The organism is Glaciecola siphonariae (genome assembly GCF_042652645.1).
In the GTDB taxonomy this organism is placed as follows: domain Bacteria; phylum Pseudomonadota; class Gammaproteobacteria; order Enterobacterales; family Alteromonadaceae; genus Glaciecola; species Glaciecola siphonariae.
Map to the genome: position 1 here is coordinate 980,129 of NZ_JBHSGU010000002.1, position 15,343 is coordinate 995,471.

Sequence of the window (15,343 nt, forward strand, 5' to 3'; positions counted from 1 at the left end):
CCTTTCAAATTTGCATGTGCGCCTGACTTACAATCAGAAGGAGGCTTTAGATTTTAAAAAAAGCGTAGGAGTTAGGCGCATGTGTAAGTTTGAAAGCGTGCGCGCACATGGATGTGCGCGTCCGAGCGGCCAGGATGGCGCAAAGCGTCTTTCAAATTTGCATATGCGCCTGACGACCAAACACAACGAGTTTTAGCTTTCTTTAAAAGATAAGGAAACCGAGTTCACGCAGTAGCGCCTGCCTGTTGGTGCTGGACCATCCTCAAATACGTGGCCAAGGTGCGCATCGCAGTTTTTACACAGTATCTCAACCCTCGACATGCCTAGGGAGTTATCCTCTCGATAAACCACATTGGCCTGTTCACTTTGCTCGTAAAACGACGGCCATCCGCAGCCTGAATCAAACTTCGCACCAGAATCAAACAACTGAGCACCGCAGCATTTACATAAGTAATTTCCGGTTGCCTTATTGTTCAAATACTCACCAGTGAAAGGTCGCTCGGTGCCAGCTAGGCGGGTAACACGATATTCTTCGGCTGTTAATTTATCTTTATACGGGTCTGACATGATGCTCTCCGCGCGGTTTAGGATTGATGTTTACCTTTATTTTTAAATAATCGTAGACTAAACGCTGGCATTTCAAACAATCCGTGGATGGGCGCTTGTTGACAATCCTGATGCTGTTGGCAAGCAGTATCTAAAACGCATTCCCAAGTTGCCGAATCGCTTAGTACGTCAAGTGTAAACTGTTTAGCTGTATCTGCGCTATTGATGCAATACACCCATTGCTCTAAATCAGCGTGTTGAGCCCCCCTACCGCAGATGTGTAAAGCAAAACAATGATGTTCGTGATTCACCCAATCGATGTCGCGAGTGTGGCTGCCGTCACGGCGGTACCATTCAACCTGCTCGATGTTCTCTTGATTACTGAACTGGTCATCTGCAAAGTGCATTTGTTGCAATAATGGATGACGCTGGCGCAGGTCAATCACATAACGGCAGAAGTCTAAAAAGGCCTGCTGACGCTCATTCAAGCGCCAATTGTAATAGTTTAACTCATTATCTTGACAATAAGCGTTGTTATTTCCCTTTTGACTGCGGCTTAATTCATCACCGCCGAGTACGTGTGGCGTGCCCTGACTGAGAATAAGCGTTGCAAACATATTACGTTTTTGCTGTTCACGAATGGCAAGAATTTCAGGATTTAAAGTCTCACCTTCAACACCATAGTTGCGGCTTAAATTATGACCATGACCGTCTCTATTTTCTTCCAAATTTGCCAAATTATGTTTTTGTTCATAACTGACCAAATCGTGCAGCGTATAACCGTCGTGGTAAGTAACATTATTTACACTTGCCGACATAGGCCTGACGGTTTTGCGAAACACATCGCGAGAGCCCATCAAACGCGTTGCAAACTCACCTTTTAAGCCCTTATCTCCCCTCCAGAACCCCCGAACGCAGTCTCTGAATTTATCATTTACCTCCAACCAAGATGCCGGAAAGTGCCCGAGTTGATAACCGCCCGGGCCAATATCCCAGGGCTCAGCGATAAGCACAGCATGTTTAAGAATCGGGTCTTGCTGAATCATTTTAAAGAGGCTGGCATTACTACGAAATTCAAACTGCTCGCGGCCTAGCGTAGCGGCCAAGTCAAATCTAAACCCGCTAACACCCATCTCACTCACCCAGTAGCGCATAGCATCGAGGATGAGATTTTGCATGTAAGTATCTGATACCTTAACGGTATTGCCACACCCTGAGTAATTTACAAATTCAGGCTGGTCGCTTTCATCATTTTGCTCAAGTAAATAAGCATGGCTGGCACATAAGCCCTTAAAACTTAATACCGCACCATGATGCCCCGCCTCTGCAGTGTGATTAAAGACCACATCCAAAATCACCTCAAAGCCTTCATCTCGATACGTTTTAAGCATGTGTTTGCATTCGCTAAGCGCGTCTTGAAAGGCGTAACGCGGCTCCGGTGCAAAGAAGTTGATTGGGTTGTAACCCCAGTAGTTGGTTAAACCCTTTTCAGCGGCAAAGGGTTCGGGCATAAAGCTCATTAACGGTAAAAACTGAACAGACCTTACCCCTAACGACTTCAGATGCTTAATAATTGAATCGTGACATGCGCCCAAATACGTGCCCTTGAGCTCATCAGGGACGTCAGGGTGAAGCATGGTCATGCCTTTAACATGGGCTTCATAAACAATGCGTTCGTTGGCAGGTACGACGAGTGGTGAGTATGGTGCCGCTTGGTGTTGAGCGTTTGTGTGACTCGCCTCACTTAACACGACACACTTTGGCACCATGGCGTGTGAATCACCTTGATAGGCTTTGGCATCCCAGTCTAGCTGGCGATTTAAGGCTTTGGCGTAAGGGTCAATTAGCAGTTTTTCGACCGAAAAATCAATAAACTGCTTGCGCTGTTTGGGCCTAACGCGAATACCGTACAGTTGCCCGGCCTTAACTGAGCGTATTACGCCAAACCATTTAGACTGAATCCGCTGAACCAAAGCTACCTGTGCTAGCGGCCTTTCTTGTTCGTCAAACAGACAAATAAATACTTCTTCTGCATCAGGACAATAAATCGAAAAATTGCACCCCTGCTCAGTCAATGATGCCCCATAGGGCATAGCGTTACCGGGCAATAATTCGTACGGGCCTGCGACGCTAAATGCGATTTGCTCGCTCATATTTGCTCACATACGAGCATTAGGGTGGCCAGAGGCGGCACGTTAGTGCAAATACTATCATCTAGGTCGTGCCAAGCAATCGCCTCGCTTCTTACTTGCGTTTTCAAAGCATAAGCACTGCCACCATAGTCTTGCTCGTCGGTATTAATAATCACGCGATAGCTGCCGCTTTTAGGAACCCCAAAGCGCATATTGTCATGCGGCACTGGCGTAAAATTACAAATAACCAAAACAAGCTGATTGTTGTCGCTATCGGTGCGGGTAAACGAAAGTAAGGATTGCTCTGAATTATGCAAGTCTATCCATCTAAATCCACCGTGCTCATGGTCTAGCTCATGCAGGGCGGTGAAGTGTTGATACACTTTATTAAGGTCGCGATACAGTTGATGAATGCCAGCATGCATGGGATGACTCAGCATATCCCAACGCAACTCTTGGTCGTGGTTCCATTCAATAGGCTGCGCAAATTCATTACCCATAAATTGCAGCTTTTTACCCGGATGTCCAAACATAAACCCGTAATATGCGCGCAGATTAGCAAACTTTTGCCATTCATCGCCGGGCATTTTTTGCAGCATACTGCCCTTTCCGTGCACCACTTCATCGTGAGAAATGGGCAATACAAAGTTCTCATCGTAGGCGTAAACCATTGAAAAGGTTAATTCGCCATGATGGTACTTGCGATAGGCGGGGTCTTTCTCAATGTAACTGAGCGAATCGTGCATCCAGCCCATATTCCATTTAAACCCAAAGCCCAAACCACCGTCTGACACCGGTCGAGACACACCGGCAAAAGATGTCGATTCTTCGGCGATGGTAATGGCATGCGGATACTGCTTATACACTTCAGTATTCATCCATTTGAGCAAGCTTATCGCTTCATAATTATGATTGCTACCGTCTATATTTGGTATCCACTCACCATCTTCACGGGAGTAATCCAAATAAAGCATCGACGCTACTGCATCCACCCGAATGGCATCAACATGAAATTTATCAAACCAGTAAAGCGCATTACCGACCAAAAACTGCCTTACTGTATCTTTACCAAAGTCATAGATGCATGAGTTCCAATCAGGATGCCAGCCTTTTCGAGGGTCTTCATATTCATATACACATGTACCGTCAAAACGCGCTAAACCGTGAGGGTCTTCTGGAAAGTGAGCCGGAACCCAGTCAATAATGACGCCAATACCCTGCTGGTGGCACTGATCAACAAAGTATTTAAAGCTATCCGCATCGCCAAAGCGGCTAGTTGGCGCAAATAAGCCCACCGGCTGATATCCCCAGCTGCCATCAAAGGGAAATTCAGACACTGGCAGTACTTCTATATGTGTATATGCCATTTGCTTCACATAATCGACTAAATCATCGGCCAACTGATGATAAGACATATAACGCTGCTCTGGGGCGTTCGGTCGCTTCCAAGACCCAAGATGCACTTCATAAATGCTCATAGGCTGACGATAAGGGTTGCGGTTTTTACGCGCCAGCCATTTATCATCATGCCATTGGTAAGCCTCATGGTCGTATACTACCGACGAATGCGAAGGATACTGCTCTTGTTGAAACCCAACTGGATCTGATTTGTCAGCAAGTCTATGTCCGTGCGCGTCATGCACCGCAAATTTATATTTCTCTCCAGCTGCAAGACCAGGCACAAATAAAACGAAGTAGCCCAAGTCGGTTTTTTGCATAGGATGCTGCTGAATATTCCATGCGTTAAAATCGCCAATCACCGATACCGCACTGGCATTGGGTGCAAACACAGCAAAACGCACTCCGTCAACGCCTTGCGAACTGCTCAGTAATTGTGCCCCCGCTTGGCGGTAAATATTTTCAGGTGCATGGTCAATGAAGTGCACAGCATGATAGGCATCATCAATAAACTGATAGGGGTCAAAAAAACGATGTTTTCCTTGTGGATTTGTGACCTCTACCAAGTAAGGAAAAACGAGAGACTGTTTTTTGATATCGATGCTGCAAAGCCCGCTTTCATTCGCATCAGCCTTTGCCAGCACCTTTTTACCGTTTTTACTCAACAAACGAACGGACTGTGCGGTGGGAAACAGCAAATTAACCGTTAGCGTGCTTGCGTCCTTATTTTGTGGCCCTAAAAACGAAAACGGCTGTGCACATTTACCGGCTAAAACTTGCTGTTGTAAGTCCATATTTATCCTTTGTGTTGTTGGCTCGCTTTTTTGCGGCGGTCAGTCAACTCACTCGCCAAGCTTTGCAATTCATGTCTTGCGAATATTTCTTCCAAATTTTGGCTGAGCTTTCGCTTCCAGTTTGGATATTCGTTAAAGGTACCGGGAATATTAACGGGTTTATCCATTTCTAACCAGTCCTCAAGTTGCAGACTAAGCAATGCACTTGAACCAGTTGCCATATGCTTTTGCATGCCAAAATTTAAACTACGGCTCATACCAACATAATTCACGTCGCGACTCACATCGTCGCTAATGGCATGATGCCCATGCAGAGTGTCGAGTATATGCTGTTTGTTTTCGTGACGACTGTCGAACAAAGTTTGCAGCACCTCTTCGTCAGGATATAGGCCAAGCTCTCTACCCAAATTGAGATCGTCACAATGCCAATAGCCAATTAGCGTGGGCATGTCGTGAGTAGTTAGGGTCGCCATTGACTGCTCGGGATAATGTGAAGGTGAGAAAAATCCGCCGTCCTCGGCCTGCTCAAAGAAAAATACACGGTAAGAATATACGCCGTTTTCTTGTAGTTTCTCGCGAATGGCATCAGGCACTGTGCCTAAATCCTCGCCAATCACTAGCGACTGATTGCGCTGACTTTCAAGGGCAAGAATGGCGAGCAAATCGTCTACCGGATAATTAACATATACGCCTTCACTGGCATCATCTTCGTTGTGCACCCACCACAGCCTCAAAAGTGCCATCGCATGGTCAATACGCAGCGCCCCTGATGCCTTCATGTTTGATGAAAACATATCGATAATAGGTTGATACTGTTGATTAACCAATACCGCTGGGTCCATGGGAGGCAATCCCCATTTTTGTCCTAAGGGGCCAAGAATATCGGGTGGTGCGCCCACGCTTACATCGGTGCAATAGAGTTCTTTATTGCTCCATATCTCGGCACTGCCATCGCTCACGCCAACCGCAAGGTCTCGATACAAACCAATTAGCATACCCGCATCAGTTGCGGCTTTGCTTGCCGCATCGAACTGAATCTGTGCTTGCCATTGTAAGAACATAAAAAACAACACATCGTCAGAATATTTACGCGCAAAACGTTTAACCGCTGGCATGTCTGCGCTTTGATACTGCTTAGGAAATACCGGCCAGCCCCAGTACTCCTTATTTTGTTCTTTTAGGTGCATTTGCAAAGCTTCGAAAATTGCTAAGCCTTGTAGACTCTCTCCGCCGTCAGCGATAAAGGCGTCAAACAACTTTTTCTGCTTACTTTGTTTATTTAGGTAGGTGTGTTGAAATAGCGAAAATACTTGGCGCAGGGCGGCTAGCTTGAGCTCGGCAACCCCCTCATAATTCACCCATGATTCGCCGCGCAAACTCACTAACTTTTGCTCTACATTTTCGTCCTTCATCCACTGCTGCATTGCCCTACTATCAAAACACGCTAAGCCTTCAACATCGATATAAAGGTAATTAAGCCATCTTCTAGAGCTCGGGCCATAGGGTGAGCAAGCATCTGGGTTAGCAGGATAAAGCTGATGGATGGGATTAAGGCCAATGAAATCAGCGCCTAGTTTAGCCGCTTGTTCAGCCAAATACCTTAAATCGCGAAAATCACCAATACCCCAGTTGCGCTCACTGCGCAGGCAGTAAAGTTGAACTGAGTATCCCCACAGCTTTTTACCCTGCTCGATTTCCTTCGGGATAAAACAGCGCTGCGGTGCGAGTATCAATGAGCTTGCTGCAAGCTTCTTACGACCTTTATAAAGCGCTACTTTGTGATACCCCAGTCCAAGCTCAGAAATAATGCTATCGGGGATCACTACTGAGTATTGCTGCCATTCCACATCATCAATGTCTTGACTGGCCGTTAAGATACTGTCAACGGGAACAAATTTTACCGTGTGTTTAGCGCCCTGCTCAGTTGTGATTTTTATGCTGTGAGCTAGTGCAGCATCAGCGATGGCGCAGCGCATGATCACCGACACTTCTGCCCTTAGCCTAAATACATAGACCGCATTTAGCGGAGTAAGCCATTCGAGTGCAGCTTCATTTTCAATAAACGAAATTAACGACGCCTCGTCATCAACAGGATACCCCATTGTTTTCAGCAGTTTTTCTTGATTTTCACGGCTAATAGCCGCCGGTTTACCCCAAGCGTCAATAAACTCGGTGCCGATACCGCGTTGTTCGACAAGGTGCGTTAGAAGATCACTCATAATTGTTTTCCTGATAATTCTTGCTGGCTTAGCGATGTTCGCACTTGTGATTTACGCCAGCAGAGACAGTTCGCTAGTGTGCATTATTCATATCAACATTGCGATGAAAAGCTGAATACGATTGCATTCATTATTTTTATTAACATCTCAATTAACAATTTTGTAATTTAACAACATATATTAGACTATCTTTGCATTATGTGTTTACATTGGGCATAATTTTCGTAATTAAATTACACGCACAAGCTTGGGCTCAAGCAATGCGTATCAAGCAACCAAAAAGGTGATTCACATGGCAATTAATCTTGGGATTAATGGATTCGGTCGTATCGGCCGCTTAGTATTGCGCGCTGCAGCAGAGCGTTCTGATATAAACGTTGTTGCAATCAACGATCTCTTAGACGTTGACTACATAGCCTATATGTTGAAGTATGACTCCACACATGGCCGCTTTAACGGCAGCGTAGAAGTCAAAGACGGCCACTTGCTTGTGAACGGCAAAACCATTCGCGTCAGTGCTGAACGTGACCCTGCAAATTTGGCATGGAACGACGTTGCAGTAGATGTTGTTGTAGAATCAACGGGTTTATTCCTCACAAAAGAAACTGCACAAAAACACATCGACGCTGGCGCTAAGAAGGTTGTGCTATCAGCCCCTTCAAAAGACGACACGCCAATGTTTGTTATGGGTGTTAATCACGATGAATATGCGGGCGAGACCATCGTTTCAAATGCATCATGCACAACTAATTGCCTAGCGCCGCTAGCGAAAGTATTAAACGATAACTTCGGCATCAAAGACGGTTTAATGACAACGGTTCACGCAACAACCGCCACACAGAAAACCGTAGATGGCCCTTCTCACAAAGACTGGCGCGGCGGTCGTGGTGCGCTACAAAATATCATTCCATCATCTACAGGTGCAGCAAAGGCTGTAGGCAAGGTAATTCCTAGCCTTCAAGGCAAACTAACCGGCATGGCATTTAGAGTACCCACTGCTGATGTATCGGTAGTAGACCTTACAGTAAATCTCGAAAAGCCAGCAACGTATGCTGACATTTGCGCAGTGCTTAAAGAAGCATCTGAAACAAGCCTTGCGGGCATCTTAGGCTACACTGAGGATGATGTGGTATCGCAGGACTTTATTGGTGACAAGCGATCTTCAATCATCGATGCTAACGCTGGTATCGCCCTTACCGATACATTTGTTAAGTTTGTATCTTGGTACGACAACGAAATGGGCTATTCAAACCGTGTGTTAGATTTAGTAGCACATATCAGCAAATAACTTAGTCATTGTCTTAGTGAATACTAAGGCAAAAGTTTAAGTAAATGAAAGCCTATGCACTAGCACGTGCATATGTAATAAAGGAGCGCTGTTTAGCGCTCTTTTTTTGTGTATTTTTCAGTCGCACCTGTGCGAAGATTTGCACCTGTTTGTGACGTATCTTTTTGTAACGTAAAGGGTAATGCCTATGTCTGAAAGTTTGTTAGAACCCGCTCAAAGCTTACTCGAACAGGCTAAGAGTGTAAGCATAGAAAGGGGCAAGCGCGGCTTATGCTTAAATATAAACAATGCTCGCGCCTTGGCAAGCGTCTCTTTGTTTGGTGGACAGCTCCTGTCGTATATCGACAAATCTGACGCTCGTGAGCGTTTATGGCTAAGTGAGAGCGCTATATTCGATGGCAAGACTCCGATTCGAGGCGGCGTGCCTATTTGCTGGCCTTGGTTTGGCGCGCCTACACGCCCTTCGCTGCCCGCCAACAGTCCCAGTCATGGATTTGTGCGCACGCGTAACTGGGAGCTTTGTGATATTCAGGAACAATGCAACTCATGCGGCGAGGTGATTCGTACAAGCCTAATGCTGATGCCGCAGGACCTAAAGCAAGCACTGACGTTTTACGGCTTACCGCCGAGCATCAGAGTATCGCTAAAACTTATCATTAGCGACACCTGCACTATTACCTTACATACCCAATATGATGCACCGCAAGGACCAGTACTAGCCTTATCTCAGGCCATTCATAGCTATTTTTCTATCCCTGATATTGCAACACTTGAAATAAAAGGCATTCATGGAAAATATGCCGACAAGGTAAATTCAAGCCAAGCAAATAAATCGCCTAGCCCCTATCGCATAAGTTCTGAGACCGACCGTATCCACGCTGCTGACGCAAATGAGCACATCAAGCTTTTCAGTGGAGAGGAAGAATGGGTAAGCATAGAGCATGCAGGACATAACGGCACAGTCGTGTGGAACCCCTGGCAAGAAAAAAGCCGCCAGCTCAAAGATATGAACGACAGCGGCTTTACAAAAATGGTGTGCATTGAAGCGGCAACTATGCCTGAAGTTGTGCTGCATCCCGGCCAGTTATTGAGTATCAGCCAGTGCGTTAGTTCTTAATAAGTAAAGTGCTTAATGAGTAAAGAGCTTGATACATGAAGTGCTTAATGCGAAAAGCGCGCATCAAGCACTTAACAGCACTGCATCTTACTGAGCGTCAGCCACCGCTTTTTGTGCCAGTTCAGTCAACACGTGCCACTTTTTTTCTTCAATCGCGTCGGTAGGCGCAACCCAAGAGCCACCTACGCAGCGCACGTTGGCGAGCTTTAAATATTCAAGGTAATTATTCGGACCAATGCCGCCGGTGGGGCAAAATACAGTGTTAGGGAACGGACCACCAATTGACTTTAACGCCTTTACGCCACCTGCGGCCTCTGCCGGGAAGAATTTTAAATGGTCATAACCGGCGTCATTCGCCTTCATCAAATCGGAAATATTAGATACACCCGGAATAAGCGGGATTGAGCCATCACGTCCAGCACTAAGTAAGTCAGCGGTTAGGCCGGGGCTAATGGCAAACTTTGCCCCCGCATTGGTAACTGCTTTAAGCTGTTCTCGGTTGGTAACCGTGCCGGCGCCAATATAAGCCTCCGGCATTTCTTTGGCAATCCTTTCAATGATGTCCATAGCAGCGGCCGTGCGAAGTGTTACCTCAAGTACGTTTATACCACCTTTAAGCAGTGCTTCGGCAATGGGAAGTGCATCTTCAACGCTCTCGATAACCAGTACTGGCACTACTGGACCCTGTTTAAAAATGTCTTCTGAGGTATACGTCCAGTTATTCATCATCTTATTGTCTCTGTGTTTGTTGAAGTTTGTGTTTGTTGAAGTAAATACGCTAGTGCCCCTAATAAACCATGATCCGGTTCATCGATTAGGTAGGTTGGTATGGTCTTAACGTAGTGCGCCATGTCGCCTTTCGCCTCAAATTTCTCGCGAAACCGACTTTCAATGAAAAAGTCTTTCAGTTTGCTTGTGATCCCACCGCCGATAAACACGCCGCCAGTGAGACAAAGATTAAGCGCTAAATTGCCCGCAAAGCTGCCCATTACCTGACAATAGTGCGTGATTGCCTTGCGAGCCATCGGATCTGAATTGTCTAAGCCCGCTGAGGTTACCTGAGACGGTTGCGTGAGTGTGGCATCAAGGCCTGCATCTTCACAAAACGCGCGGTACATGTTTACAATCCCTCGCCCTGACAGCACTTCTTCTGCCGATGCGCGACCAAATTTGGCATGAAGATACCGCCAAATAACAAGGTCATCAGGCTCGGTGGGTGCAAAATCGACGTGACCGCCCTCACCGTCTAGAGTGTGCCATCCATTACCAGTCCACGTTAAGTGCTCTACGCCCAAGCCTGTACCGGGACCAAATACACCGATATTGCCATGCTCTTTAGCATGTCCCGGCCCAACCTGAATCACCTGATTATGATTTAGTGTAGGAAGCGAGTGTGCAATGGCGGTGTAGTCATTAATCACATCTAAGTGTTTTAAGTTTAAATGGGCCTGCAAGGCCTTTTTTGAAAACGACCACGAATGATTAGTCATTTTCACAACATCTTCGTTTACCGGACAAGCTATCGCTATGCAACCGGCCACAAACTCTGAACAATCGATTTGCTTTTGAAAGTGCAAAATAGCATCGTCAATACTTTCAAAGTCGGCGCATAAATACTTTTTAATGGTTGAAATACGTCCGTTTTCAATCAATGCTAAACGAATATTGGTACCACCAACATCGGCGACAAATTTTTGGCCGACGAGATTCACGCGTCTAGCTCCTGCTCTTGTTCAACAAACAATGAGCAAGCGCCTTGCTCCGCCCCAGTTAATGTTGAACGCATTCCAGCAAACAATTCACGCCCCATACCGTGGTGGCTTTCTGACAAATCTAGACTTGCTTGTTCACGCTGCGCTAATTCTTCTTCTGAAACATGCAGGGTAATAGCGTTGGTCTGGGTATCAATTTCGACGATATCGCCGGTTTTTACTTTACCTATTAAGCCGCCTTTGTAGGCCTCTGGAGTTAGATGAATAGCCGCAGGTACTTTACCTGACGCACCAGACATTCGCCCGTCTGTTACTAGCGCTACTTTATAACCTCTATCTTGCAGTACACCTAGAGGCGGTGTTAAACGATGAAGCTCGGGCATACCAATGGCAGAAGGGCCTTGGAAACGCACTACTACGATACAATCTTTGTTTAAGTCACCTGAATTGAACGCCGCGTCGAGGGCGTATTGGTCTTCAAACACTACCGCGGGAGCCTTAATATGGCATTTAGGTTCACGCAGCGCCGACGTTTTAATCACTGCACGGCCAAGATTGCCATGCAGCACTGACAGGCCACCATCAGGTTTAAATGGCGTATTAATATCGGCAAACACACTAGTATCATATGACTCTTGAGGACCATCTTCCCAAACTAGCTCACCGTCTTTTAACTTAGGCTCTTTGGTGTATTGCTCAAGTCCTTTACCGCAAATGGTAGTCACATCATTATGAATCAAGCCTTTATCGAGAAGCTGTTTAAATAATAATGACATACCGCCAGCAGCCGTAAAGTGGTTAATATCAGCGGAGCCGTTCGGATAAATACGCGTAATCAGAGGCGTAGCATCTGAAATGTCAGAAAAATCATCCCAGTTGATAATGATGCCAGCGGCTCTGGCCACTGCAACAAGGTGCATTGTGTGATTCGTAGAGCCGCCCGTCGCAAGTAAACCGACGATGCCATTTACCATGGACTTCGCGTCCACCACATGGCCAATAGGTGTATAGTTATCGCCTAAATCGGTTAAACGCGTAACTTGTCTGGCAGCAGCGCTTGTAAGGGCATCCCTTAACTCCGTGCCGGGGTTTACAAACGACGATCCAGGTAAATGCAGCCCCATAATTTCTACAACGAGCTGATTACTGTTTGCAGTGCCGTAAAAGGTGCACGTACCGGCACTGTGATAAGACTGAGATTCGGCCTCCAAAAGCGCTTCTCTATCGGCTTTACCCTCGGCAAAGGCTTGACGTACGCGTGCCTTTTCTTTGTTTGGCAATCCCGAAGGCATGGGGCCTGCAGGTACAAAAATCGTGGGAAGATGACCGAAGCTCAAACCGCCTAGCAATAGCCCTGGCACGATTTTATCGCAAATACCGAGCATCAGCGCGCCGTCAAACATATTGTGCGACAAACCAATTGCTGCGCCCATCGCGATATTATCCCGACTCATTAAGCTCAGCTCCATCCCTGGGTTGCCTTGCGTTACGCCGTCGCACATGGCGGGCACACCACCGGCAAACTGCGCCACGCTGCCCACTTCTGCCACCGCCTTTTTAAGGGCCTGAGGATATGACTCGTAAGGTTGATGTGCGCTTAACATATCGTTATACGACGATATAATCGCGATATTGGCTTTAGTCATGCTTCGAAGGTCAGACTTATCTTCTTTGCCGCAAGCTGCAAATCCGTGGGCAAGATTACCGCACGACAACGCACCGCGATGCGGGCCCTGACGGCGTGCTTTCTCAATTTTTTCAAGATAGTGCGCGCGCGTTTTCACGCTGCGAGCAATAATACGGTCGGTGACTTCTTGGATAATCGGATTCATAATAATACCTATGGCGCCCATACTAAGTTAAGTGTGGTGTTGTCGCACACTGCTTTTATGGGCTTTTCGAGGGGAGTATGTTCTGATATTGCTTGGGTGAGCACTTGGCGTTTTTTGTCACCAGTAATGTGTAAAAACACGTGCTTACTTTTCACGATTTCAGCCAATGATAATGACATTCGCTGATGAGGCGCTGTGGTAGGCTGAGTTGCTAGAACAGGCTGGGTGCGCGCTAAATTTATGCCTTCTTCAATTTGTGCAGAGCACGGAAACAAAGAAGCGGTATGGCCGTCTTCACCCATGCCTAAGATCAGAATATCGAGTGGCAAACCTAATGCCTCAAGCCTCGCGCTTATTTCATCTACCGCGTCCTCAGCGTTTGCATCATCGGTCGTCATCGACATAAATCGTGCTGCTCTTGCGTGATTAACTAACAGATTTTCACGTACAAGCTTCTCATTGCTCGCATCATCAAGGGCATCTACCCAGCGCTCGTCAGCCAAAGTAATGTTCACTTGCGACCATGGCAAGTCAATCTTAGAGAGCGCTTGAAAAAGAGGTTTAGGCGTAGAACCACCGCTTACTGCAATGCTAGCACTGCCTTTATCAGTAATTGCCTGCGTGAGAATTTCAGCGATTTGCTGACTAAATGCGTCAACTAGGCGCTCACTATTGGCGTATTCTTGGGTTACTAAGGCCATGTTCTATCCTTTTTTCTTTATTTTGCTTTCATACCAACTGCGTCCTTCTTTGGCTAAAAGGCCGATAGACGACACAGGTCCCCATGTACCTGCTTGGTATTGTTCAGGACCTTCGCTCGAAGACTTCCACGCCTTGATAATCGAGTCTACCCACGTCCATGCTTGTTCTACTTCATCGCGACGCACAAACAGCGCCTGATTCCCAATCATGACTTCAAGCAGCAGTTTTTCATAGGCATCCGCAATGCGTTGGTCGGCAAATTCTTCTGAGAAGCTTAAATCTAGTTTCGATTTTTGTAAGTCCATCGCACCGGTGCTGGTTAAGCCCGGTACTTTGTTCATTACCGTTACCTCTACGCCCTCTTCTGGCTGTAGACGAATAACAAGCTTATTTGGTGGCAACTGAGAGAAACTAGCACCGAACAAGTTGTGCGGTTGGCGTTTAAAGTAAATAACAATCTCACTGACCTTGGTCGGCAGACGCTTACCTGTTCTTAGATAGAACGGCACTCCGGCCCAACGCCAGTTATCAATTTCAACTTTGAGCGCCACAAACGTTTCAGTGCGGCTCTTTTGGTTTGCATCTTCCTCTTCCAAATAGCCAGGCACTTCATGGCCAGATACGAATCCTGAAGAATATTGCCCGCGCACGCTTTTTTCATTGATGTTGCTTGCGTTAATTGGACGCAGCGCCTTGAGCACTTTTAGCTTTTCATCACGAATGCTATCGGCATCAAGTGTAGTTGGCGGCTCCATCGCAACTAACGATAAAATCTGAAGTAAATGGTTCTGCACCATATCGCGCATCTGACCGGCGTCGTCAAAATAACCCCAGCGCCCTTCAATGCCTACTGATTCTGCAACACTAATTTGCACATGATCAATGCAGTTATGATCCCAGTTAGTAGCAAAAATAGAGTTCGCAAAGCGAAGCGCAATAAGATTCAGTACTGTCTCTTTGCCTAAGTAATGATCAATACGATAAATTTGTTTTTCAGTAAAATACTCAGCTACTTTATCGTTAATGGCTTTTGATGACTCTAAGTCTTGACCAATGGGCTTCTCTAACACTACACGCACGCTGTCATCGATAATTCCAGCGTTGTCCATGCCTTTACAGATGTCACCGAATAAAGATGGCGCGGTAGCAAAATAACATACCATGGTACGCTCTACATCAACGTGTTCGCATAGTTCGGTATAGCTGGCAGTATCAGTTAGGTTAACCTGCACATAATCAAGCCTCGCCTGAAATTTAGTCCATGTGTCTTTGCATAAAGTATCGCCTGAGAATTTTTCGATATTTTCTTTGACCAATTCCACATAGTCAGTTTGCGAAAAATCTTGACGCGCTACACCAATGACCTTAGTACCGTCATGCAGCAAGCCTGCTTTTTCGAGTTGGTATAATGAAGGAAGAAGTTTTCGTCGTGCTAGGTCACCTTTGGTGCCAAACAAAACAAAATCAATGGGTTCGTATTTTAGGTCAGACACCATATTTTGCCTCAAATGAGCATATAGAATTAATGCTTTGTGAATCTACACAGTATGGCGCATAGTAAACAATAAATGTAGTAAAATTACAAATCAAATTGCAACATTTT

General features: G+C 46.2%; 11 protein-coding genes. 2 read left to right on the plus strand and 9 right to left on the minus strand.

What is annotated here, in order from left to right; translation table 11 throughout:
• Positions 1-192: 192 nt before the first annotated feature.
• From msrB to malQ, 4 genes are read right to left on the minus strand one after another with little or no spacing between them, the layout of a single operon-like run.
• Complete coding sequence (msrB, locus tag ACFO4O_RS05715; protein ID WP_382406390.1) at positions 193-567, minus strand: peptide-methionine (R)-S-oxide reductase MsrB; 375 nt, start codon at positions 565-567, stop codon at positions 193-195.
• A 17-nt stretch (positions 568-584) separates the two neighbouring features.
• Positions 585-2,699, minus strand: coding sequence for a glycogen debranching protein GlgX (gene glgX, locus ACFO4O_RS05720; protein WP_382406391.1), 2,115 nt, complete (start codon positions 2,697-2,699; stop codon positions 585-587).
• Entirely contained in the window at positions 2,696-4,870 is a 2,175-nt protein-coding gene (glgB, locus tag ACFO4O_RS05725) for a 1,4-alpha-glucan branching protein GlgB (protein WP_382406392.1), read from the minus strand. The genes glgX and glgB overlap by 4 nt, the downstream gene beginning before the upstream one ends.
• Positions 4,871-4,872: 2 nt before the next feature.
• A complete protein-coding gene (malQ, locus tag ACFO4O_RS05730) occupies positions 4,873-7,092 on the minus strand; it encodes a 4-alpha-glucanotransferase (protein WP_382408245.1) in 2,220 nt (739 codons plus the stop codon).
• Between the two features lie 289 nt (positions 7,093-7,381).
• Between malQ and gap the strand changes: the two genes are divergently transcribed.
• Complete coding sequence (gap, locus tag ACFO4O_RS05735) at positions 7,382-8,377, plus strand: type I glyceraldehyde-3-phosphate dehydrogenase (protein WP_382406393.1); 996 nt, start codon at positions 7,382-7,384, stop codon at positions 8,375-8,377.
• A gap of 187 nt (positions 8,378-8,564) precedes the next feature.
• Positions 8,565-9,494 (plus strand): D-hexose-6-phosphate mutarotase, encoded by a 930-nt coding sequence (locus ACFO4O_RS05740; protein ID WP_382406394.1) that lies wholly within the window; start codon positions 8,565-8,567, stop codon positions 9,492-9,494.
• A gap of 87 nt (positions 9,495-9,581) precedes the next feature.
• On the opposite strand, the gene ACFO4O_RS05745 is transcribed toward ACFO4O_RS05740, so the two are convergent.
• The 5 genes from ACFO4O_RS05745 to zwf are packed head-to-tail and all read right to left on the minus strand — an operon-like array spanning position 9,582 to position 15,236.
• Positions 9,582-10,223 (minus strand): bifunctional 4-hydroxy-2-oxoglutarate aldolase/2-dehydro-3-deoxy-phosphogluconate aldolase, encoded by a 642-nt coding sequence (locus ACFO4O_RS05745; RefSeq protein WP_382406395.1) that lies wholly within the window; start codon positions 10,221-10,223, stop codon positions 9,582-9,584.
• The gene (glk, locus tag ACFO4O_RS05750) at positions 10,220-11,206 is read right to left on the minus strand and encodes a glucokinase (protein WP_382406396.1); all 987 of its coding nucleotides are present in this window, start codon (positions 11,204-11,206) and stop codon (positions 10,220-10,222) included. The genes ACFO4O_RS05745 and glk overlap by 4 nt, the downstream gene beginning before the upstream one ends.
• Entirely contained in the window at positions 11,203-13,038 is a 1,836-nt protein-coding gene (edd, locus tag ACFO4O_RS05755) for a phosphogluconate dehydratase (protein WP_382406397.1), read from the minus strand. Before edd ends, glk begins: the two co-directional genes overlap by 4 nt.
• Before the next feature lie 8 nt (positions 13,039-13,046).
• Entirely contained in the window at positions 13,047-13,739 is a 693-nt protein-coding gene (pgl, locus tag ACFO4O_RS05760) for a 6-phosphogluconolactonase (protein WP_382406398.1), read from the minus strand.
• Between the two features lie 3 nt (positions 13,740-13,742).
• Complete coding sequence (zwf, locus tag ACFO4O_RS05765) at positions 13,743-15,236, minus strand: glucose-6-phosphate dehydrogenase (RefSeq protein ID WP_382406399.1); 1,494 nt, start codon at positions 15,234-15,236, stop codon at positions 13,743-13,745.
• Between the last annotated feature and the right edge of the window lie 107 nt (positions 15,237-15,343).

Bases quoted from the DNA above. Each gene is read 5' to 3' on its own strand.
- msrB (WP_382406390.1), bottom strand. From the start codon at position 567: ATGTCAGACCCGTATAAAGATAAATTAACAGCCGAAGAATATCGTGTT.
- glgX (WP_382406391.1), bottom strand. From the start codon at position 2,699: ATGAGCGAGCAAATCGCATTTAGCGTCGCAGGCCCGTACGAATTATTG.
- glgB (WP_382406392.1), bottom strand. From the start codon at position 4,870: ATGGACTTACAACAGCAAGTTTTAGCCGGTAAATGTGCACAGCCGTTT.
- gap (WP_382406393.1), top strand. From the start codon at position 7,382: ATGGCAATTAATCTTGGGATTAATGGATTCGGTCGTATCGGCCGCTTA.
- ACFO4O_RS05740 (WP_382406394.1), top strand. From the start codon at position 8,565: ATGTCTGAAAGTTTGTTAGAACCCGCTCAAAGCTTACTCGAACAGGCT.
- ACFO4O_RS05745 (WP_382406395.1), bottom strand. From the start codon at position 10,223: ATGATGAATAACTGGACGTATACCTCAGAAGACATTTTTAAACAGGGT.
- edd (WP_382406397.1), bottom strand. From the start codon at position 13,038: ATGAATCCGATTATCCAAGAAGTCACCGACCGTATTATTGCTCGCAGC.
- pgl (WP_382406398.1), bottom strand. From the start codon at position 13,739: ATGGCCTTAGTAACCCAAGAATACGCCAATAGTGAGCGCCTAGTTGAC.
- zwf (WP_382406399.1), bottom strand. From the start codon at position 15,236: ATGGTGTCTGACCTAAAATACGAACCCATTGATTTTGTTTTGTTTGGC.